This is a genomic window from Streptomyces sp. NPDC026062 (assembly GCF_055568375.1).
Genome location: NZ_JBVHOQ010000024.1, coordinates 76,046 through 96,794, shown reverse-complemented (window position 1 = coordinate 96,794; position 20,749 = coordinate 76,046). Strand labels below are relative to the sequence as shown.

The following is a 20,749-nucleotide window of genomic DNA, read 5'->3' as shown; positions in this document are numbered from 1 at the left end:
GCCCGCAGGCGGGCAGCGCCCTACATCAGCGGCTTGACCGACATGAGCAGGTGCTGGTGGGACGGCTCATCGGCGCCCGCCGCCGCCTCCCGGTCCTCATGCCCGGTGACCATGGCGCGCTGGCCGGGGCCCATCAGCCGGAACCGGACGACCGGGGTGTCGAAGGTGGACAGCGCGTCCATCAGATACGAGGGGTTGAACGCGACCGTCAGCTCCTGGGCGCCCGCCAGCTCGGCGGGCAGCCGCTGGGACGCCACATCGTCCTCGTAACCGGCCTGGAGCAGCACCGAGCCCTCGCCGAAGACGAAGTGGAGCGGGCTGCCCCCGTCCGCCACGACCGAGACCCGCTTCACGGCCTCCACCAGGGGTTCGCGCTCGGTCACCGCCGTCATCGGGTCCGAGAGCGTGAACAGCTTGTCGTGGCGCGGGAGCCGGCCGTCCAGCAGCCGGACCGTCGTCCGCATCCCGTCCAGCTCGAAGCCGGCCGAACCACTGTCCAGCGCCAGGCTGACCAGGCCCGCCCGGCCGAAGGAGCGGGCGATCTCGCTGAGCCGGCGGGCCGAGACGACGACATCGGCCGACACGTCCGCCGCCGCGGGCTTCCACGCCAGCCTCCGGACCGCGAAGCGGTACCGGTCGGTGGCCGCCAGAGTCATCCGGTCCCCGTCGAGCGCCAGCCGGATCCCGGTCAGCGTGGGCAGGGTGTCGTCCCGGCCCGCCGCCACCGACACATCGGCGACGGCATCCGCGAACTCCTGCCCGTCCACGGCCCCGAGCACCTCGGGCAGCGGCGGCAGGGCCGGATGGTCGTCGAGCGGCAGCACCGACAGACCGAATCCGGCACCGCTGCCCGTCACGGTGAACCGGGATCCCTCGACCGCGCACTCCACCGCCCCCTCGGACAGCACCCGGCACACGTCCAGCAGCCTGCGGCCCATGACCAGCACCCTGCCGGGCCGCGCGGTCTCCGCCGGCACCTCGATGCGGGCGGACGCCTCGTAATCGAGGCCGGAGACGCTGAGCCTGCCGTCCGCCGCCTCCAGCAGCAGACCGCCCAGCACGGGAACGGGTGACCTCGTCGGCAGCACTCTGGCCGCCCAGGCCACCGCGTCCGCCAGCTCGCCGCGTTCGATCCGGAACTCCATGGTGGTGACCTCTCCTTGTGCGCCGACCGTCTCCGGTATCCGACGCTAAGGGGCACCACTGACATTGATGCCGGTACTCAGGTCCCGGTGGTTGTGGCTCCACCACTGACTGACGCCAACGCGGCACGAAGGCGGCTGCGGCTGCGGCAGCGGCCACCCCCGTGAGCCGATGCCGCCGTCCCCCGAACCTCTCCCCCGAAAGGCCCGCAGCCGCGTTCGGACTCTAGGACGTGGGGGCAGGCGGGGGAAAGAATCAGTTCGCACGGTGTGGTCGGGCAGGGGTATCAGTTCGCACAGCCGAACCGGTACGCTGCACTCCGGTTTTTTGACGGGACCACGGCAACACGGGACCACGGCAACAGGGGACGGGGGCGACGCGCGTGCACGCGCCGAGTCGGGCGGACGACGTCATACGCATGCACGGCCTGGCCCGGTCGGGCGGCTCCCAGGAGCTGCTGCGCTGGCTGTCGGGACGTGCGGACGGCTGGGCGGGGCTGCTCGGCGGTGACGGCACCGTCCTGCACGGCGTGGCGAGAGCCCCCGACCGGGCGAGCGCCGGATCGGCCGCCCTCGCGGCCGAGTCCGCCAAGGAGCTGACCGCACGCGGAGCCCGCTCCTTCTCCCTCGACAGGGGGGCGCACACCGCGCTGTTGTTCACCCTGGAAGTACCGCCCGACGTCCCCGCGCCCGTACTCGCCGTGGTCGGCAGGCGCCCGCTTCCCGAAGGGCTGGCCACGCTCCTCGCCGACGCGGCCCTGCCGCTGGCCATGTGCTGGGCGGCCGAGACCGTCGAGCGCAAACGCCGTCGCGTCGATCTGGCGGAGTCCCGGGGCCGGGAAGCGGTCCTGCATCTGCTGATGACCGGCCAGCTGTCGATCGCGCACCAGGTCGCGGGCGCGCTGAAGCCCAGCCTGCCGGACCCGGTGCGGGTCTGTGTCGTCGAGTGCCCGGGGCCCGACCGCGACGAGGTGGCCCGCGTCTGCACCGACCTCTCCGGCGGGCGGTCCTGGATCGTGCGGTGCCCGGTGTACGCACGCCATCTGATCCTCATCGTCCCGGCGGCCCCCGGGCAGGCGGACGGGGGACTCGGCCCGCGGGTCGCCTCGGTGGTGGACGGCTGCGTCGTCGGCGTCAGCGAGGACGTGACACTGGCCGACACGGCGACCGCCTACCGCCAGGCGTTCCACGCGCTCGCCGTGGCGCGGGGCCTTCCGGAGCGGCACGCGCACTTCGGCTCGGCCCCCGAACTCGCCCTGGTGGCCGGTGCCGAAGGCGCCCGGTGGGCGGACGCGCTGCTGGCCCCGCTGCTGACCCATCTGCCGCGCCGCGGCCAGGACCCGGGCAGCCAGGAACTGGCGGCGACGCTCACCTCCTGGCTCGCGTTCTCCTCGCACGCGACCGACCACCTGAAGATCCACCGCAACACCCTGGCGGCGCGGCTGCGGCTGATCGGCGAACTGCTGGAACTGGACCTGGACAAGGTCGCCGACCAGTCCGCGCTCGATCTGGCGCTGCGCATCCGCGCCACGCCCGCCCTGCCCAGGCCCGCCCCGAAGAGGCACGGAATGCCGGGGCACGCGCTGTCCGGGCAGTCCGGAGCTCCGCCGGAGCCGGTGCGCCCGACAGAGCCCGTGCGCCCGAGGGAACCGGTGCGCTCGTGGGAGCCGGTGCGCTCGCTGGACGAGATCCTGCGTCTGCCGGCGGTCCGTTCCTGGGCGGCGCAGCAGCTGCGGCCGCTCGGCGCCCCGGGGGAGACCGGCGGCCCGGCGGATCCGTACACCACGCTCCGTACCTGGCTGGCGTGCGAGGCCCAGCTCGCGCCGGCCGCGGCCGCGCTGGGCATCTCCGTGCCCGGGGTGCGCAAGCGGCTGACCCGGCTGGAGAGCGTGCTCCAGCGCTCGCTCCTGCGCACGCCGAGTGCCCGCTACGACCTGTGGCTGGCGTTCCGGGCGCAGGACCTCGCGGACGGCGGATGACCGCAGCGGGGGGGGGGGGGGGGGGGGGGGGGGGGGGGGGGGGGGGGGGGGGCGGCGGGGCGGGGGGGGGGGGGGGCGGGGGGGGGGGGGGGGGCGGGGGGGGGGGGCCCCCCCCCCCCCCCCCCGCTGCGGAGGAGTCGGGCCGGTCAGCAGCTGAGGTTCGATCCGGCCGTGGTGCCGAGGATCTGGACGAAGGCCTGGTACTTGTCGATCCGGCTCTGGACCTGGGCGGGGTTGCCGCCGTTGCACTCCAGGGAGCCGTTGATGGAGCGGATCGTCTCGCCGAATCCGGCACCGTTCACCATGGCGTTGTGGGCCGTCATGGTGCCGGGTCCGTTCTGGGTGTTCCAGTACCAGAGGCCGGTCTTCCAGGCCACGGACGCGTTCTGCTCGACCAGATAGGGGTTGCCCAGCAGATCGATGCCGAGCGCGTCACCGGCCGCCTTGTAGTTGAAGTTCCAGCTGAGCTGGATCGGGCCCCGCCCGTAGTACGCGGCCGTACCGGCCGGACAGCCGTAGGACTGGCTGGTGTCGCAGTAGTGCGGGTAGTTGGCCGTGTTCTGCTCGACCACGTACACCAGACCGCCCGTCTCATGGCTGACGTTGGCGAGGAAGGCCGCGGCCTCCTGCTTCTTCACCGTGTCGCTGCCGGTGTTGGCGAAGCCCGGGTAGGCGCTCAGGGCGGCGGTCAGACCGCTGTACGTGTAGAACGAGTTGCGGCCCGGGAACATCTGGTTGAACTGGGCCTCGCTGACGACGAATCCGTCGGACGAGCCCGGCTCACCCGGGTTGGTGCCGCCGCCTCCGCAGCTGCCCTGGTCGGCCCAGACGTCGGAGCTGCCGGGGGTCTCGTTCTGGGTCCACCACTTGGCGGTCCAGTTGTGCCCGTTGTACGAGGCTGCGCCGCCGCCCGTATAGACGGACGAGGAGTTCCAGGCTGCCGCGCACTCGGCCGCCGACGCGGTGGTGGCGGGAAGGACGACGATCGTGGCGACGACCGCGCTCAGCGCGGCGAGCAGGCCCATGACGCGTTTGATCATGTGAGCACTCCTTCGGCGCGGCGCACCGAGCTCATCGGTGCGCCGCCATGGGGGGTTCCGTCACTCAAGCGGGATGGTCTGGACCTGTCAAGGTCTAGACCATCGTGAGGAAACCTTCCCATCACACGGTCCCGGCACACCCGAACACCGGCCCCGCCACGCCCCGGCGTCCCCCAACAGGGCGTATCCCGAGGGGGGTCGACACGGATCACGCGGGGAAACGACGACGGGCCCGAAGGTAAAACCTTCGGACCCGTCCAGCATGCGGGACACCGCAGCGGTGCGGCCGTATCGCCGTTCAGGACCCACACCTTGATGCACTGTCAATTTCCCCAGCGTTCATCGGCACGCATCGCGCCCAGCGGATCCCGTCGGCCTTCGTCAGCAAGTGAGCCGGGATCCGGGGTCCACATCCACGACGCCCGCGATGCGCTCGTACGCCGCGACCCGCGCCCGCACCGAGGCAGGGTTGCCGCCGTCGCACTCCAGCGCCCCGTTGAGCGACCGGATCGTCTCACCGAAGCCCGCGCCGCCGACCATGGCGTCGTGCGACGTCATGGTCCCGGGACCGTTCTGGGTGTTCCAGTACCAGAGTGCGGTCTGCCAGGCGACCGAGGGATCCCGCTCCACCAGCCAGGGATCGTTCAGCAGATCCAGGCCCAGCGCGTCGCCCGCCGCCTTGTAGTTGAAGTTCCAGCTGAACATGATCGGCCCCCGCCCGTAGTACGCGGACCGACCGGCCGGGCAGCCGAACACCTGGCTGTAGTCGCACTTGATCCAGTAGTTGGCCTCGTTGATCTCCTTCACGTATCGCAGGCCGACCGATTCGAAGTCGGCATGCGTCAGGAACGCGGCGGCCTCCCGGCCCCTCGTCGCCTCCGTCCCGGTGTTGGCGAACCGCGGATAGGCGTGCAGGGCGTCGATCAGACCCTGGTACGTGTAGAAGGGGGCGCGTTCCGGGAAGATCGCGTCGAACTCCGCCTCACTGATGACGAAGTCGGAGACCCCGCCCGTACAGGCGCCCCGGTCGGTCCAGACGGTGGCGGCGCCCGGGTTCTCGTTCCGGGTCCACCACTTCGCCGTCCAGTTGCGGCCGTGATGCGCGACGGTACCGCCGGCCGTGTAGACGGACGAGGAGTCCCAGAGGGGAGCGCACGCGTTCGCGGGGGCGGGTACAGGGGCGGGCGAGGCGGCGCTCGCGGGGGCGGGGAGAAGGGCCACCGTCGCGACGGCGGCACCCAGTGCGGTCAGAAGGCTCTTGATGCGGTTCAGCGCTGCTCACTCCTTCGACAAGGCGCCCGAACCGGCTCCGGCATGCCGTCCGGGCATCCCGACACTCCATCCCGATTGGTCTGGACCTGTCAAGGTCTGGACCAGCCACCCTTTGCCCCAACGGCGGGCGAACACCTGGCGACGGAACCCGGTACTCGCCACCGCCCGCACCCCGGGATGCCTACGGTGACCCGCACCCGTACGGGCGTCCGACAGTCAGGGGAACGGGTCGTGGAGTGGTTCAGCGCCGAGAACATCGTGGCCGTGCTCACCGCGGTGCTGGGCGTTCTCGCCTCCGTGGGCGTGCTCTGGTACGAACGCCGCGTGCCGCGCCGCAAGCGCATCGGGTACCGCGTGCAGATGGACACCCCGATCGGCAGCGAGGTCAGCCAGGCGCGGGCCAATGTGCGGCTCGGACTCTTCGACGAGACCCCGGACATGGCCGACGCCACCCTCGTCCTGCTCCGCGTCGAGAACGACGGCTCGCAGTCGGTCGACCGAGGGGACTACACCGGACCGGACGGACAACTCCACGGGCTGGTGGTCGAGTTCACCGATCGCCGGGTGCGTGGCATCGCCGTCACGCACTCCCCGGGCGCCGACCACCTGATGGACCACTTCACCCCGTCCGAAGGACTCCGCGGCAGCGGGTCCCTGATCCGGCTGCCGCGCGTCCCGCTCAACCGGGGCGAGCACTTCAAACTCCTGGTCCTGCTGACCGGTTCACGCGTGGGCAGCCCCGTACGGATCACCGGCGGCATCCGCGACGGCGAGGTACGGCCGAACACCGCCGCCCGGCCGGACGAGAAGCCCCCGCTGTTCGGCCGGGCCGCCCGGTTCATCACCGTGGCCCTGACCGTCTGCGTCATCACCCTGGCCTCCATCATCCTGGTCCGGGACGACACCCCGCCCCCGATCGGCTGCGCCCGCGGCGAACTGACGGTGACCGGCTCCACCGCCTTCGAGCCCGTTCTGGACGAACTGGCGGAGAAGTACGGCAAGGCGTGCGACGGCGCCACCGTCATCGTCGACCCGCACGGCAGCACCGCCGGGATAAGGGAGCTGGCCGAACGCGGCGCCGAGGCGGGGAGGTCCGGCTCCCCCGCCCTCGTCGCACTCTCCGACGGCCCGAAGCCGAGCGGCTTCCCGCAACTGCGCGAGAACCGCGTCGCCGTCTCGCTCTTCCGCCTGGTCGTCAACGACAAGGTCCCGCTGAAGAACCTCACCCTCGCCGCGATCCGCGCCGTGTACCGGGGCGACATCCGTAACTGGAAGGAACTCGGCGGCCCGGACCTCCCCGTGCTCCTGGTCAGCCGGGACGCCAACTCCGGCACCCGCGAGGTCTTCCAGCGCCGCGTCCTGGGCCGCAACGAACCCGCCCAGTCCTCCCGCGACTGCGCCACGAAGGACGACCCCGAGGCCCCGGTCATCCGCTGCGAACTCGACTCCACCGACCAGGTCCTGGCCGAGGTCGGCCGACTCGACGGCGCCATCGGCTACAGCGAACTGCGCACCGGGACCAAACCGGCCGGGGCGCACCAGATCGCCATCGACGGCGCCACCCCGTCCGTCGACACGATCGGCACCAGCAGCTACCCGTACCGGGAGATCGAGTACGCGTACACCTACGGCAGCCCGCCCGCCGACTCGCTGGCCTCCAGCTTCCTCGCCTACCTCGGCCGGGGCAGCGGCCAGGACGTCATCCGCACCCACGGCCACCTGCCGTGCGCGACGCCGGAGGGACTGCGGATCTGCGGGGAGGACTGAGACCGTGTACACGCCAGGGCCGGGCGCTCGTCATGCCCGGTCCGCGTCAGCCGAGGTCGCCCATCCAGACACGACGCCCCAGCTCGTCCAGCTCGGTCTTCAGCCGACGGCATTCCGGCAGCGCACGGCCCAGGAGGCGTCAGTAGTCGGGGCCGTGCCCCGGAACCCGGACATGGGCCAGTTCATGGGCCACCACGTAGTCGACGAGGTGCATCGGAAGCTGGAAGACCACCCAGTGCAGGGAGATCGTCCCGTCACCGGCCGCTCCGACCCGGTAGCTGCCCCAGCGGTGTCCCAGGTCCCGCACCCGCACGGCCGGTTCGGGAAGGTCCATGCGAGCGGCCCAGGGCTGGAGCCGCCCCCGCATCCAGCGCTGCCCCGCCCGGCCGTACCAGTCGGCGAGCGCCTCACGCGCGAGCACCGGATCTGCCGCGACACCTCCGTCCAGCCTCAGCCGCCCCGCGACGAGGCGGACGGCGGGCGTCGGCCGGTCTTCGTCCGGCGCGTCGTCGACGACGAGGATCCGGTAGTCCCGCCCCAGGTACCGGTGGATCTCGCCGTCCCTGAGGGACCGTGTGGGGTGGAGCTGCCGGCGCTCCTGGCTGAGGCGCGCCTTGGCCTCGATCCAGCCCGCACTGGAACGTACGAAGTCCTCGGCCCGCCGGACCGCACACCCCTTGGGCACGTTCAGCGTGAGCGATCTGTCCCGCTCGACCGTCAGACCGAGGCGCCGGCGGCGGAGACTGATCCGCACCCTCAGCTCCCGGCCGTCGACGACCAGCACCCCGTCCTCGGGGCGGAGGAAGTCGATCCGGCCGTTGCCGATCTCACCCCCTGGGAGTAGGCGACCTTGATGCCCTCCTTGTCCGCGAGCTCTCGGGCCTCGCGGATGTTCAGGTGGTCGTCGCGGTCGAAGAGGACCCATACCTCGGGGTAGTTCCAGTCCTTGGCCGTCAGCCCCGCGTCCTCGGCCTCGCGCCGGACCTTGCGCAACGTGAGGACGGCGTCCTTGACCATGGCGTAGGGCTTCCGGTGCTTGCCCACGGCGTTCTCGTTCTCGAAGTGGTGATCCACACCGCGGCCCGGTGTCGCCGGTGTGCCGTGCTTCAGGATGATGTCGATGTACTGGGGCTCGGTGACCTCACCCTCGGTGAAGATGTACACCTGGCGAGCGCGGTTCGCACGCCCCTTCCCGCCGCCCTTCTTGCGGGAAACGCTGTCCCCACCCCTTGACCTGGCCATCAGCCCTCTTCCGCCTCCATCCGCGCCAAGTCATCCGTCCGCGCCAGCCGTCGCCCGATCTGGCCCTCGGAGACCTTGGGCACCGCGCCGAAGGACCCGGCGAGATACGACGCCATGAGGTCCTCCTCGTCCGTCGGCTCCCAGTCGGCGACCGACGACAGCTCCGTCGCACCGCGCTCGTCCTTCTCCGTGAGCCAGAGCTGTCCCGGCTCCAGGAGCCGGCCGCCGCCGGGCGTCCGCAGCAGGGACGGATCGTGGCCCGTGAAGACCAGCTGGGCGCCCTCGGGGTTCACCCACGGCGCCTGGAAGAGACGGACGACCTCTGCCGCGAACCGCGGGTGCAGGCTCGCGTCCAACTCGTCGACGAGCAGGACGGCGCCCGTGTCGAGGGCGAGCAGGAGCGGACCGATCAGGGCGAACCAGGAGCGGGTCCCCCAGGACTCCGAGGACCAGTCCATCGCGGTGCGTTCCCCGCCGCTCGCGTGGATGAGGTGAACGACCGGGCGCCCGGACTCGGACCGCTCGACCTCCACCCCCGCGATACCGAGATCGGCGACCCGCAGCAGTTCCTCGGCCCGGCGCCGGAAGTCCTCGTTCCGCAGAAGCTTCGTGGCCGTGTAGTCCTCGCGCTGGGTGCGCTCGGTCTCGGGGGTGACGTCCCAGAGGTTGTTCTTGAACCAGTCGAAGACCGGGGTGAGCTGCTCGTGACCGTCGTTGGCGGCGCGTGTCAGGAGCAGGGCGTCCTGCCGGGTCGTACGGGCCAGGCGGGCGCGGTCGTGGAGCCGGTCGCCGGGAAAGTCGAAAACCTTGTCACGGGCGGCGTCCCGGTCGAACCACACCTGGCGGCGGCCCTTGGGGTAGGCGTAGAGCCATTCCGCCTCCACCCGCCGGGCGCCGAGCTCGAATCCGTACGTCCAGCGGATGCCGTCACCGAGGACGAAGTCCGCCTCGTACAGAGAGGTCTCGGCCGCGGCCTCGGGGTCGAGAGCGAACTCGTCCCGGGGGATGCCGTCGTAGGACGTCCATTCGGCGTAGGAGCGCAGGACCGCGTGCTTCATGTTCTTCAGCGCGGCGATCACATTGGACTTGCCGGAGGCATTGGCTCCGAAGACACCGACAACGGTGTGGACGGGGAGACGGCTGCCGTCGGAAAGGGCGAGTTCGCGTGCCGCGGCCCGCTCCCTCTCGCTCCCCTCGGACGCGACGAACGACAGTTCCTGCTCATCGCGCAGTGACCGGACGTTCGCCACCCGGAATCTCAGCAGCATCCTGGCTCCTTCATGGCGGACACATTAGTCACACCATCCCGCCCACGTATGCGGGTGCGGAATGCGGCGGTGGCCGGCAGGTCGTGCCCGCCGGCCACCGCCGCCGTGCTCCTTACAGGAACGAGTTGATCTCGATGGTCTCGGTGCGGCCGGGGCCGACACCGATCGCGGAGATCGGGGCGCCGGACATGTCCTCCAGCGCCTTCACGTACGCCTGGGCGTTCTTCGGCAGGTCACCGAAGGTCTTCGCCTTGGTGATGTCCTCGGACCAGCCCGGCAGCATCTCGTAGACCGGCTTCGCGTGGTGGAAGTCGGTCTGGTTGTACGGGAGCTCCTCGACGCGCTTGCCGTCGATCTCGTACGCCACACACACCGGGATCCGCTCCCAGCCCGTCAGCACGTCGAGCTTGGTGAGGAAGAAGTCGGTCAGGCCGTTGACCCGGGTCGCGTACCGCGCGATCGGGGCGTCGAACCACCCGCAGCGGCGGTCACGGCCGGTGGTGACACCGCGCTCGCCACCGATCCTGCGCAGCGCCTCGCCGTCCTCGTCGAGCAGCTCCGTCGGGAACGGACCGGCGCCGACACGCGTCGTATAGGCCTTGAGGATGCCGATGACCCGGCTGATCTTCGTCGGACCCACACCGGAACCGGTGCAGGCGCCGCCCGCGGTCGGGTTCGACGAGGTGACGAAGGGGTACGTGCCGTGGTCGACGTCGAGCAGGGTGCCCTGGCCGCCCTCGAAGAGGACGACCTTGCCCTCGTCGATGGCGTTGTTCAGGATCAGCGTGGTGTCGGCGACGTAGGGCTTGATCTGCTCCGCGTACTGGAGCATGTCCTCGACGACCTTGCCGGCCTCGATCGCGCGCCGGTTGAAGACCTTGGCCAGAAGCTGGTTCTTCTGCTCCAGGGCCGCCTCGACCTTCTGCTCCAGGATCGACTCGTCGTAGAGGTCCTGGACGCGGATGCCGACCCGGTTGATCTTGTCCGCGTACGTCGGGCCGATGCCACGCCCGGTCGTACCGATCTTGCGCTTGCCGAGGAAGCGTTCCGTGACCTTGTCGACCGTGACGTTGTACGGAGTGATCAAATGGGCGTTACCGCTGATCAGCAGCTTGGACGTGTCCACGCCGCGGTCGTTCAGCCCACTCAGCTCGGAGAGCAGGACCGCAGGGTCGACGACGACACCGTTACCGATGACCGGGGTACACCCCGGTGACAGGATTCCGGAGGGGAGGAGATGAAGTGCGTACTTCTGGTCACCGACGACCACCGTGTGGCCGGCATTGTTGCCGCCTTGGTAGCGCACCACATAGTCCACGGATCCACCGAGGAGGTCGGTGGCCTTTCCCTTGCCCTCGTCACCCCACTGAGCACCGAGCAGCACAAGTGCGGGCACAGGCGTACACCCCTTCCGGGCGGGGCATGTCCAAGGTCAGGGGGCGTACGTAAACGCCGTACATGCCGTACGACGTTGTACGACAAGGCCTGAACCGTCGAACCGGGTGCCCCGGAATAGACGAAGCCCCTGGCGCAATAGCGCAAGGGGCTCTTGCACCAAGATGCTACCCGAGGAAGGACCGAGGTGTCGGCTGCCCAGCCCCCCGGTAACGGTGCGCCCCATCTGCTGGTGGTGATCGATCCGGTCGCCCGCCGCACGGACGGCGAGTCCGTCCGGATCGCGAAAGACGTGCTGAGCGCAGGTTCGCACGCCAAGATCTGCCTCCCCGACGGGCCCGAGGAGTTCGCCCGCGCCCTGGCTCGCCGGGGTACCCGGAGGCCGGTGGTGATAGGCGACGACCGCGCGCTGCGGCGTGCGGTCGCCCTGCTCCACCGGGAGCGAGAACCAGCCATGAGCGCCCTTTCGCTCGTCCCGGTCGGGACCGGGGCCACGCTGGAACTCGCGCATTCGCTCGGCGTGCCGAAGGGCGCGGTGGCCGCGGCGCGCACGGCGCTGGACGGGGCGGTACGCCGACGGGACCTGCTCGTCGACGACAGCGACGGCGTCGTCCTGGGCGCGCTGCGCATCCCGCCCCTGAGCGGCGCCCCGGGCACGCGGCCGGACCGCTCGGGCGTCTCCGCGGTCTGGGACACCTGCCGCTCCCTGGTCCGCACGCTGGTGAGCCCCGTGCCCTCGGAGCCGGTGGCCGCGCCGGGCACGCACCGGCTGCGCGTCGAGGCGGACGGTCTCGTGCTGCACGACCTGGACCGCGCGGTCGAATCGGTGACGGTGACCTCGGGCAGCGGCGACGGCGGCCTCGCCGAGGTGACGATCCACGCGCCGGACGGCGATCCGGTGACCACGGAGGCCAAGGCCGTCACGGTCTCGGGCACGGACTTCCGCTACCGGGCGGACATACAGGACGGCGGTCCGGTGCGGACCCGGACGTGGACGGTGCGGCCGGGTGCCTGGGGGCTGATGCTGCCGGTGGTCCAGGGGTAGCCTCCGCTACGGGGGAGGGCCGGACCGATCGGGTGAGCCGGCGCCGGTCCCCAGGGACCTGCTGAACCGACCGGCCCGCCCGCACCCGCACGCGATGTGAGCTACGCGCCTGCCGGACCCTCGTGCCGCCCGCTGCCTGCCGCCTGCCGCCTCACAATGGCGCGATGTGCTGAACCGATCGCTCCGTTACGGAACCTCGCGGGGCCCACAGGCGTCGTCTCCAGCATGGAAGACCGACGGGAAGCCCTGACCGGAGTCGCCGGATTCGCGATGGCGGCGGCCGGCGCCGCTGCCGGAATGCTCATCTGGGCGCCCTACGCGCGCCGCCGCATCTTCGGCGGTCTGGAGGGCGAGGCCGAGTGGGAAGTGGTCTGGCAGGGCCTGCCGGTCATGGTCCTCGGCGGCATCGCGGCGGCGCTGGGCGCCCTGTACCTCGTACGGCGGAAGTGGCGGCAGGCTCTCGGCTTCGGCGCGCTTCTCGCGGTGATGGCCGTCCTCGGAACGACGTTCCAGGTGCTCGAAGGGCCGCCGTCGCTCTGCGGTCCGGTCTGCTGAGGGCGCCCCGGAAACCGCCGGGACCCGCCGGCCTCCGAGTCCTCCGAGTCCTCCGCTGTCCTCCGAGGGGCGCCAGAGGACAGCCGGCCCCGCCCGGTCACAGCCCGCCCTGAACCCTCCCACCCGGTCACAACTCGACGCGCAGCTCCTTCACGCCCCTGATCACATAGCCCGGGTTCCACTCCGGTTCCGCGGCCAGCCGCATGCCGGGCGCCCGGCGCAGCAGTTCACCGAAGGAGGCGGCCAGCTCCACCCGGGCCAGTGGCGCGCCCAGACAGAAGTGGATGCCCGCACCGAAGGTGATGTGCGGGTTCTCCCGCCGGGAGAGGTCCAGCGTGTCCGGGTCCGTGAACCGGGCCGGGTCGCGGTTGGCCGAGCCGAAGAGCAGGGCCACCTCCGAGCCGCGCGGAATGACCGTGTCCCCGATCTCGATGTCGTCGAGCACCCAGCGCTCGAACATCTGCAACGGGGTGTCGTACCGCATCAGCTCCTCCACCGCGGTGGGCAGCAGTCCGTGGTCCGCCCGCAGCGCGGCGAGCTGTTCCGGGTGGCGCAGCAGCGTCCACCAGCCGTTCACGGTGGTGTTGACGGTCGCCTCGTGTCCCGCGTTCAGCAGCAGCACACAGGTGGAGACCATCTCCTGCTCGGTGAGCCGTTCGCCCTCGTCGTGGGCGGCGATGAGCGCGGAGATCAGGTCCGTGCCCGGGTTCCCGCGCCGTTCGGCGATCAGTTCACGCAGATACGCCGAGAAGTCGACGGACGCCCGGACGGCGGCTCGTGCGGTCTCCTCGGACGGGTTGAGTTCGAACATTCCGCAGATCGCCGCCGACCAGGGCCGCAGCGGAGCCCGGTCGGATTCCGGAATGCCGAGCATCTCGGCGATCACGGCGACCGGCAACGGCTCCGCGACGGCCGTGAGCAGATCGCCCCCGCCCTGCGCGACGAAGTCGTCGACCAGTGCGGACGCCAGCCGCTCGACGGTCGGGACGAGCTGTTCGACGGTGCGTGGCGTGAACGCCTTGGAGACCAGGCGCCTGATCCGGGTGTGGTCCGGCGGTTCGAGGTCCAGCAGCCCCTGCCCGTTGAGCGTTTCGAAGGGCTCGTGCTCGGGGGGCGGCGGTGTCCGGCCGAACTCCTCGTGCGTGAACCGGTGCAGATAGGTGCGGCCGAGCCGTCGGTCGCGCAGCAGCGCCGACACATCGGCGTAGTGCGGGACGAGCCACTGGCCGGTCGGCTCGAACCAGTGCGCCCGGCCGGTCGCGCGAAGCTCGGTGTAGGCGGGGTACGGGTCGGCGACGAACGCCGCCGACCAGGGGTCGAACAGTGCGTCCTGGCCGGAGTCGGGGGGCGTGGGCTGGTCCATGGACCGACGCTAACCGGCCATTCACGCCTGGGCCAGCCCTGCCGGGAACCAGGCCCGCCCCGCACCGGACCGACCGGGCGGAGGGGCCGGAGCATCCGCCTCCGCCCGCCCCTCCCGGACGACCCCGGACGACTCGGAGCGGGGGTGTCCTCAGGACGGCGTGACCAGCCGGGCCTCGTACGCGAAGACGGCGGCCTGGGTCCGGTCCCGCAGGCCCAGCTTCACCAGGATGCGGCTCACATGGGTCTTGATGGTGGACTCGGCGACCACCAGGTGCGAGGCGATCTCCGCGTTGGACAGGCCTTGGGCGATCAGGACGAGCACCTCCGTCTCGCGCTCCGTGAGATCGCCGATCTGGGCGAGGGCCGGTGGCCTCGGGGCTGCGGCGAGCTTGGAGAACTCGGTGATCAGGCGCCGGGTGACCGTGGGGGCCAGCAGCGCCTCGCCCGATGCCACCACGCGTACACCGTCCGCGAGTTGCCGGGCCGAGGCGTCCTTGAGGAGGAAGCCGGACGCGCCTGCGCGCAGCGCCTGGTAGACGTACTCGTCGAGGTCGAAGGTGGTGAGCACCAGCACCTTGGCGTCCGCGTCGGCGGCGACGATCTCGCGGGTCGCCTCGATGCCGTTGAGCTCCGGCATCCTGATGTCCATCAGCACCACGTCGGGGCGGAGGGCGGCGACCTGGGACACGGCCTCGCGTCCGTTGACGGCCTCGCCGACGACCTCGATGCCCGGCATCGCGTTGAGCAGCACCGAGAAGCCCTCGCGGACCATCATCTGATCGTCGACGATCAGCACCCGGATCGGGGTACCGGCGGAGCCCGTCACGCCTGCCCCCCGGCCGGAGCGACGGACGGGGCGGGGGCAGGGGTATCGGACGGGGCGGGGGTGTCGGACGGGACGGCGGCCTGCACGGGGATGAAGGCGGTGACCTCGTAGCCGCCCTCCGCCGTCGTCTCGGCGGTCATCTCACCGTTCAGCATCGCGACCCGCTCCCGCATCCCCGTGATCCCGTGCCCGGCACCGGGTGAGGGCTTGACCGGACCGGTGGGCGGACCGTTGACGACGCGCAGCCCGAGGCCGCCCAGCACATAGCCGATCTCGACCTTGGCGGTGGCTCCCGGCGCGTGCCGCAGACTGTTGCTGAGGGCTTCCTGGATGATCCGGTACGCCGACAGCTCGACCCCCTGGGGCAGTTCGCGCACCGCGCCGGTCACGGTCTTCTCCGCCGGCAGCCCGGCCTCACCGACATTGGCGAGGAGCCCGTCCAGCTCGGCCAGGGTGGGCTGCGGGGCGTCCGGCGCCTCGTAGTCCTCGGCCCGTACGACGCCGAGGACCCGGCGCAGTTCGGTGAGGGCCGCGACGGCGTTCTCCCGGATCGTGAGGAAGGCCTGCTCCAGCTCGGGCGGCGGATTCTCCACCCGGTAGGGGGCGGCCTCGGCCTGGATCGCGACGACCGACATGTGGTGGGCGACCACATCGTGCAGTTCGCGGGCGATGGTGGTGCGCTCCTCCAGCAGGGTGCGCCGGTCGCGTTCGACGGCGGTGACGGTGCGCTGCACGGTGACCTCGCGCTCCGCCTCCCGCCGGATCTGCACCACGCTCACCAGCAGCAGCGCGAACGCGGAGACCACCGCCATGGCCGCGGTGGACCCCACGAAGTCCCACCCGGCGACGTTCTCCAGGAGCGTGCCGAACAGCACGGTAAGGCCCCACATCCACGCCGCGGCGCGCGGCCGGGTCCTGGCCGCGACGACGGACAGCACCACCAGGTGGGCGAAGAAGGTGCTCGGCCCCCACGGCCCGTCCTCGCCGCCGACGGCCATGGTCACCGGGACGAGCGCCATCGACATCCAGAACGCCCCGACCGGCCTGACCAGCGTCATCGCGACGCAGGCGGCGGGCAGCAGCCCCGACACGAGGACACCGGCGTTGCCGGTACGGGAGAACCCCGCCACGAAGGTGATCAGCGCGGCCGTCAGGACCACCGCGTGCGGAGTCCACGCGGCCCGTGCCCGCAGCCCTTCCGGCAGCCGCTTGGTCAGCAGCCCGTCGGTCCGCATCTGCGGCGACGGGCGGTAGGCGAACGCGTCGTGGATGAGGTCCTGGCGCAGGCCTGCTATCGCCCTTGCGGCCACCCGGAGTTCCGGACTTCTGGTCTTGGTCTCGGTCACGTTTCCACGGTAGGGGGCCCGGCGTCCCGGGTCGTCAGCACCGATGCGGATCCTGAACCGTCCGTCGCAAGTACTACCCGGGTCCCCCCGCCACGTACCGCCGGCCTCACCAGGCCAGCTGGGCGATCTCCTCGGCGACGACCGCGCACGCGTCGGCGGCCGGATCGATCAGCGGAAAGTGTCCGACGTCCGGCAGCAGCGTCAGCCCCACCGTCTCGCCCTCCTTCGCCGCCGCGTCGACGAACGCCTCCGAGACGGCCTGCGGCACGGTGAGGTCGGTGGTGCCCTGCACCACGGCGGTCGCGATGCCGGTGGGCAGCAACAGGGCCGGATCGGCGTGCACGCTCCGCTCGGCGAAGTCCTCCGCGCTCCCCAGGAACTGCCCGATCGCACCCGAGCAGACATCCAGTGCGACGGCCGAGGCGAAGTCCGCGATCGGAGCGAGCGCCACCACACCACGCAGCGCGGGCGGGCGCGGCAGCCGCCACGGCGAGCCCTCCGGCAGGACGTGCCGGGCAGCGGCCCACAGGGCCAGCTGCCCGCCCGCGGAGTGCCCGGTGACAACGGTCCGGCGGGCGTCCGCCGCAGGCAGGTGGAGCGCCAGCAGCTCCGGCAGCGCGTCCATCGCCGCCGCGACATCGTCGAAGGTCTCCGGCCAGCGGCCCGCGACGGGGCCCGAGCCCCGCTGCTGCGGGAGCTCGCTGCCGCACCGGTACTCGACGTTGGCGACGGCGAAGCCACGCCTGGCCAGGAAGTCCGCGAACGGCGACACATGGTGCCGGTCGTACGGTGCCCGCCATGCCCCACCGTGCAGGACGACCACGACGGGGGCACCGGCACGCCCGTCACGCGGGGCGTAGAAGTCGATCACCTGGTCGGGGTGGCTGCCGTAGGCGGCCGAGACATCGGGGGCGACCACCGGATGCGAGAACGCCGACTCGGTCTCGGCTGCGTCCTGATCACGCGCGGCAGAATCCGACATGCTGCTCCAACCGTCCCTGTGACATGCCCAACTGGCTTGACCTGCGGGGACGGTATCAGTACGGCAGCGTCCGCTCCCCCGCGGCAGGTGATCCGGCGTCAGGCGGGGCCGGGCCCGGCGTAGTACCTGCCGTACAGCCCGCCCCGGAGATCGCCGAAGAAGGGGACCCAGGGACTTTCCCGGGACTCCTCCTCGGAGAAGGCCACCGGGTCGACGCGTGCGAACTCGTCCCGGACCCTGTCGGCGAAGCGGGCGAGCTCGGCGTACGGCGCCGGCGCGGCCCGCTCACCGCGGGCCGGCTCGCGGTCCGCCTTCCTCGCCCGCTGGTGCAGAAGTTCCAGCAGGTGGCGGAGCGAGGAGAGGTCCGTGTGGACCTGGCGCAGGTCCCCGTCGAAGAGCTCCAGCTCGTCGGGAAGGGCATGCACCGTGCCGTCGCCGAGGTGGAGGAAGAGATACCAGGCCTGGACCGCACCGAGGAGCAGCAGTACGCCGGACTCCTCCTCGACCATCTCCACCTCGTCCCCGAGGTCCACCACCGGACGGCCCTCCCCGACCGAGCAGCCGTCCTCGGCAAGGGCCGGGGCCAGCCAGAAGGGGCGCTGCGGAAAGCCGATGTCGCACAGCGCGCGAAGATCCTCCGGGCGGTGCACCACATCGGCGAGGACCTGGCGCGAGGCCCGTATGTGGCCGGAGCGGTCGATCCCGTCCTCGCCGGCGAGGTCGTTGTCGATGTCGAAGAGCATCCGGTGCCACCCCCTGGCCATCCGCCATCGGCCGTCGTCACGGCCGTTCCGCTGCCCGTTCCGCTGCCCGTCCGGCGACCGGGGCGAGCCGGTCACCGGACGGACCCGGCAGCCTACTCCGCCGGAGCGGCCGTACCGGTCAACACGTCCGCGAGCACCCGCGCCGCACGTTCCGCGTCGGCGAAGCCCACGTACAGCGGGGTGAAGCCGAACCGCAGCACATCCGGCCGCCGCAGGTCCCCGACGACGCCGCGCGCGATGAGTGCGGCCATCACGGGTTCTGCGTCCTCGCAGCGCAGCGCGACCTGGCTGCCGCGTTCCGCGTGGGCGGCGGGGGTGGCGGAGGTGACCCGGCCCTCGGGGGCATAGGCCTCCACGCACTCCAGGAAGAAGTCCGTCAGCGCCAGGGACTTGGCCCGGACCGCCTCGATCCCGACCCCGTCCCAGACGTCGAGGGACGCCTCCAGGGCCAGCATGGACAGGATGTCGGGCGTCCCGACCCGGCCCCGTACGGCGCCGTCCGCAGGGGTGTAACCGGATGTCATCGCGAACGGGTCGGCGTGCGACGTCCACCCCGGCAGGGGGGAGTCGAAGGCCGCCTGGTGCCGCTCGGCGACGTACAGGTACGCGGGCGAACCGGGGCCGCCGTTGAGGTACTTGTACGTACAGCCGACCGCCAGGTCCACCCCGTGCTCGTCCAGTCCGACGGGCAGGGCGCCCGCGCTGTGGCACAGGTCCCAGACGACGGCCGCGCCCGCGGCGTGCACCGCCGACGTGAGGCCGGGCAGGTCGTGGAGCCTGCCGGAGCGGTAGTCGACGTGGTTGAGCAGGACGGCTGCGGTACGCGGACCGAGCGCGCCCCGCACGTCGGCGGGGGCGACCGGGACGATCCGGTGGCCGGTCATCCGGGCCGCCGAGGTGGCGATGTACCCGTCGGTGGGGAACGTGGAGGCGTCGACCAGGATCTCGTCGCGGCCCTCCGGCGCCAGCCGGGTGGCGGCGACGACGGCCTTGAAGACGTTCACGCTCGTCGAGTCGCCGACGACGATCTGCCCGGCCGCCGCGCCGACGATCGGGGCGATCCGGTCGCCGATCCGCTCCGGCGCGGTCCACCAGCCGCTCTCGTCCCAGGACCGGATGCGCAGCTCGCCCCACTCGCGGGCGAGGATGTCCTGGATCCGGGCCGGAACATGGCGGGGCAGGGCACCGAGCGAGTTGCCGTCCAGGTAGACGGTGTCGTCGAGGGTGAACAGCCCGCGCAGCGGTGCCAGCGGGTCCGCGGTGTCGAGCGCCTGTGCGCGCTCCTGGAGATCAGACATGGCTGCGGGCCGTCCAGAGCTCGGGGAACACGTTCTTCGTGGCGCGCTTCTCCAGCCAGGCGACCCCGGCGGAACCGCCCGTCCCGGTCTTGGAGCCCATGGCCCGCCGGGTCGCGACGAGGTGGTCGTTGCGCCAGCGCCACACGAGCTCGCCCACGTCGGTGAGCGCCTCGCCGAGGCGGACCAGCTCGTCGTGCTGGTCGGGGTTGGCGTATATCTCCGCCCAGACGGCCTCGACCTCGGGCGACGGCTCGTACTTCCGGGTGAGGTCGCGGCCGAGCACCGCCTCGGGCACGGCGTGGCCGCGCCGGGCGAGGAGCGCCAGCGTCTCGTCGTACAGACCCGGCTCGGCCAGTGCCTTCTCCAGCTCGGCGTGGACGCGGGGCGCGCCCCGGTGCGGTACGAGCATGGAGGCGGACTTGTCGCCGAGCAGGAACTCCATCCGCCGGTACATCGCCGACTGGAAACCGGATCCCTCGCCGAGCGCGGACCGGTAGGAGTTGAACTGGGCGGGGGTGAGCTGGGCGAGCGGCGTCCACGACGCGTTCAGCGCCTCCAGCTCCCGCACGGACCGCTTCAGCGCGTCGCGTGCGACGGCCGTCCGGTCCTGGCGCAGGGCGTGCGCGGCGGTCTCCCACTCATGGACGATGACGGTGAACCACAGCTCCATGACCTGGGTGGTGACCAGGAAGACCATCTCGCCGGGGTCGTCCGAGCGGAGGTGCTGGAGGTGGGTCAGGACATCCGCCTGGACATAGTCCTCGTACGGAGTCGTTCCCGCGAAGTCGAGGTGCGGGGTCTGCGCACCGGTGGCTTCGGGGTCGGGGTGAATCGTCGACATCGCTGTCTCCTCGACACGAGCTTCCGGGTAGCGGTCCGCCCCCACCGTGAGGTGGTGGAGCTCCGGTCCCCTGCCCGCATCCTAACGACCTCTCCCGCCTACGGCAGCGGCCCCGCGGACAGTGATCGTCCACGGGGCCGGCAGAGGTGGGCGCCCTATCCGAGGGTTTCGGCGGCGGTCGGCGAGGAGTCGCGGAGGAACGTCGAGCAGCGCTCGTACTCCTCCTGTTCACCGATCGACTGCGCGGCGCGCGCGAGGGCGTGCAGGGCGCGCAGGAAGCCCCGGTTCGGCTCGTGCTCGAACGGTACGGGGCCATGGCCCTTCCAGCCGGCCCGGCGCAGGGCGTCCAGGCCCCGGTGGTAGCCGGTGCGGGCGTAGGCGTACGACTCGATGACCCGGCCGCCCTCGAACGCCTCGTCGGCGAGCTGTGCCCAGGCCAGCGAGGAGGTCGGGTACTTCGCCGCGACATCGGCGGGCGCGGTGCCGGCGGCCAGCATCTCGCGCGGCTCCGGGTCGTCGGGCAGGTGGGTCGGGGCGGGGCCCCCGAGCAGGTTCTCGTGGATCGACATGGGTTCAAGTGTGCCTGGCACCGGGCCCGCCCGGACACCAGGTGCGCACAATG

At 71.7% G+C, this 20,749-nt stretch carries 19 protein-coding genes; 4 read left to right on the top strand and 15 right to left on the bottom strand.

What is annotated here, in order from left to right; genetic code table 11:
* Positions 1 to 20: 20 nt before the first annotated feature.
* Positions 21 to 1,145 (bottom strand): DNA polymerase III subunit beta, encoded by a 1,125-nt coding sequence (gene dnaN, locus ACZ4LX_RS22340; protein ID WP_467650973.1) that lies wholly within the window; start codon positions 1,143 to 1,145, stop codon positions 21 to 23.
* Positions 1,146 to 1,561: 416 nt separating this feature from the next.
* Here dnaN and ACZ4LX_RS22335 point away from each other — a divergent pair, with 416 nt between their 5' ends.
* Positions 1,562 to 3,121, top strand: coding sequence for a helix-turn-helix domain-containing protein (locus tag ACZ4LX_RS22335; RefSeq protein ID WP_467651002.1), 1,560 nt, complete (start codon positions 1,562 to 1,564; stop codon positions 3,119 to 3,121).
* Positions 3,122 to 3,267: 146 nt separating this feature from the next.
* Here the strand turns inward: ACZ4LX_RS22335 and ACZ4LX_RS22330 are convergent, their stop codons facing one another.
* Positions 3,268 to 4,161, bottom strand: a complete 894-nt coding sequence (locus tag ACZ4LX_RS22330; protein ID WP_467638077.1) for a glycoside hydrolase family 19 protein — start codon at positions 4,159 to 4,161, stop codon at positions 3,268 to 3,270.
* Positions 4,162 to 4,542: 381 nt separating this feature from the next.
* Complete coding sequence (locus tag ACZ4LX_RS22325; RefSeq protein WP_467638634.1) at positions 4,543 to 5,403, bottom strand: glycoside hydrolase family 19 protein; 861 nt, start codon at positions 5,401 to 5,403, stop codon at positions 4,543 to 4,545.
* Positions 5,404 to 5,664: 261 nt separating this feature from the next.
* Between ACZ4LX_RS22325 and ACZ4LX_RS22320 the strand changes: the two genes are divergently transcribed.
* A complete protein-coding gene (locus tag ACZ4LX_RS22320) occupies positions 5,665 to 7,200 on the top strand; it encodes a substrate-binding domain-containing protein (protein WP_467638074.1) in 1,536 nt (511 codons plus the stop codon).
* A 139-nt stretch (positions 7,201 to 7,339) separates the two neighbouring features.
* Here the strand turns inward: ACZ4LX_RS22320 and ACZ4LX_RS22315 are convergent, their stop codons facing one another.
* From ACZ4LX_RS22315 to ACZ4LX_RS22300, 4 genes are all read right to left on the bottom strand, one after another.
* The gene (locus ACZ4LX_RS22315) at positions 7,340 to 7,984 is read right to left on the bottom strand and encodes a YgjP family zinc-dependent metalloprotease (RefSeq protein ID WP_467638071.1); all 645 of its coding nucleotides are present in this window, start codon (positions 7,982 to 7,984) and stop codon (positions 7,340 to 7,342) included.
* A complete protein-coding gene (locus ACZ4LX_RS22310) occupies positions 7,957 to 8,442 on the bottom strand; it encodes an RloB family protein (RefSeq protein ID WP_467638068.1) in 486 nt (161 codons plus the stop codon). Before ACZ4LX_RS22310 ends, ACZ4LX_RS22315 begins: the two co-directional genes overlap by 28 nt.
* Positions 8,442 to 9,710: an AAA family ATPase gene (locus tag ACZ4LX_RS22305; protein WP_467638064.1), complete on the bottom strand. Its 1,269-nt coding sequence runs from the start codon at positions 9,708 to 9,710 to the stop codon at positions 8,442 to 8,444. The genes ACZ4LX_RS22310 and ACZ4LX_RS22305 overlap by 1 nt, the downstream gene beginning before the upstream one ends.
* Positions 9,711 to 9,822: 112 nt before the next feature.
* A complete protein-coding gene (locus ACZ4LX_RS22300; RefSeq protein WP_467638061.1) occupies positions 9,823 to 11,106 on the bottom strand; it encodes an adenylosuccinate synthase in 1,284 nt (427 codons plus the stop codon).
* Positions 11,107 to 11,292: 186 nt separating this feature from the next.
* Here ACZ4LX_RS22300 and ACZ4LX_RS22295 point away from each other — a divergent pair, with 186 nt between their 5' ends.
* Positions 11,293 to 12,150: a diacylglycerol kinase family protein gene (locus ACZ4LX_RS22295; RefSeq protein WP_467638057.1), complete on the top strand. Its 858-nt coding sequence runs from the start codon at positions 11,293 to 11,295 to the stop codon at positions 12,148 to 12,150.
* Positions 12,151 to 12,375: 225 nt separating this feature from the next.
* A complete protein-coding gene (locus tag ACZ4LX_RS22290; RefSeq protein ID WP_467638054.1) occupies positions 12,376 to 12,705 on the top strand; it encodes a hypothetical protein in 330 nt (109 codons plus the stop codon).
* A 127-nt stretch (positions 12,706 to 12,832) separates the two neighbouring features.
* On the opposite strand, the gene ACZ4LX_RS22285 is transcribed toward ACZ4LX_RS22290, so the two are convergent.
* The 8 genes from ACZ4LX_RS22285 to ACZ4LX_RS22250 form a co-directional block, all read right to left on the bottom strand.
* Positions 12,833 to 14,068, bottom strand: coding sequence for a cytochrome P450 (locus ACZ4LX_RS22285; protein ID WP_467638051.1), 1,236 nt, complete (start codon positions 14,066 to 14,068; stop codon positions 12,833 to 12,835).
* A 150-nt stretch (positions 14,069 to 14,218) separates the two neighbouring features.
* Positions 14,219 to 14,896, bottom strand: a complete 678-nt coding sequence (locus ACZ4LX_RS22280) for a response regulator (protein ID WP_467638048.1) — start codon at positions 14,894 to 14,896, stop codon at positions 14,219 to 14,221.
* On the bottom strand, positions 14,893 to 16,242 hold the full coding sequence (locus ACZ4LX_RS22275) for a sensor histidine kinase (protein WP_467638045.1): 1,350 nt from the start codon (positions 16,240 to 16,242) through the stop codon (positions 14,893 to 14,895). Before ACZ4LX_RS22275 ends, ACZ4LX_RS22280 begins: the two co-directional genes overlap by 4 nt.
* Positions 16,243 to 16,348: 106 nt before the next feature.
* Positions 16,349 to 17,224 carry an alpha/beta hydrolase family protein gene (locus ACZ4LX_RS22270; protein WP_467638042.1) on the bottom strand — a complete coding sequence of 292 codons (876 nt, stop codon included), beginning with the start codon at positions 17,222 to 17,224 and terminating at the stop codon, positions 16,349 to 16,351.
* Between the two features lie 98 nt (positions 17,225 to 17,322).
* The gene (locus tag ACZ4LX_RS22265; protein WP_467638039.1) at positions 17,323 to 17,967 is read right to left on the bottom strand and encodes an SUKH-4 family immunity protein; all 645 of its coding nucleotides are present in this window, start codon (positions 17,965 to 17,967) and stop codon (positions 17,323 to 17,325) included.
* Positions 17,968 to 18,080: 113 nt separating this feature from the next.
* Positions 18,081 to 19,286, bottom strand: coding sequence for a kynureninase (kynU, locus tag ACZ4LX_RS22260; protein WP_467638036.1), 1,206 nt, complete (start codon positions 19,284 to 19,286; stop codon positions 18,081 to 18,083).
* Positions 19,279 to 20,127: a tryptophan 2,3-dioxygenase family protein gene (locus tag ACZ4LX_RS22255; RefSeq protein ID WP_467638033.1), complete on the bottom strand. Its 849-nt coding sequence runs from the start codon at positions 20,125 to 20,127 to the stop codon at positions 19,279 to 19,281. Before ACZ4LX_RS22255 ends, kynU begins: the two co-directional genes overlap by 8 nt.
* A gap of 155 nt (positions 20,128 to 20,282) precedes the next feature.
* A complete protein-coding gene (locus ACZ4LX_RS22250; protein ID WP_393681439.1) occupies positions 20,283 to 20,696 on the bottom strand; it encodes a DUF3151 domain-containing protein in 414 nt (137 codons plus the stop codon).
* Positions 20,697 to 20,749: the final 53 nt, after the last annotated feature.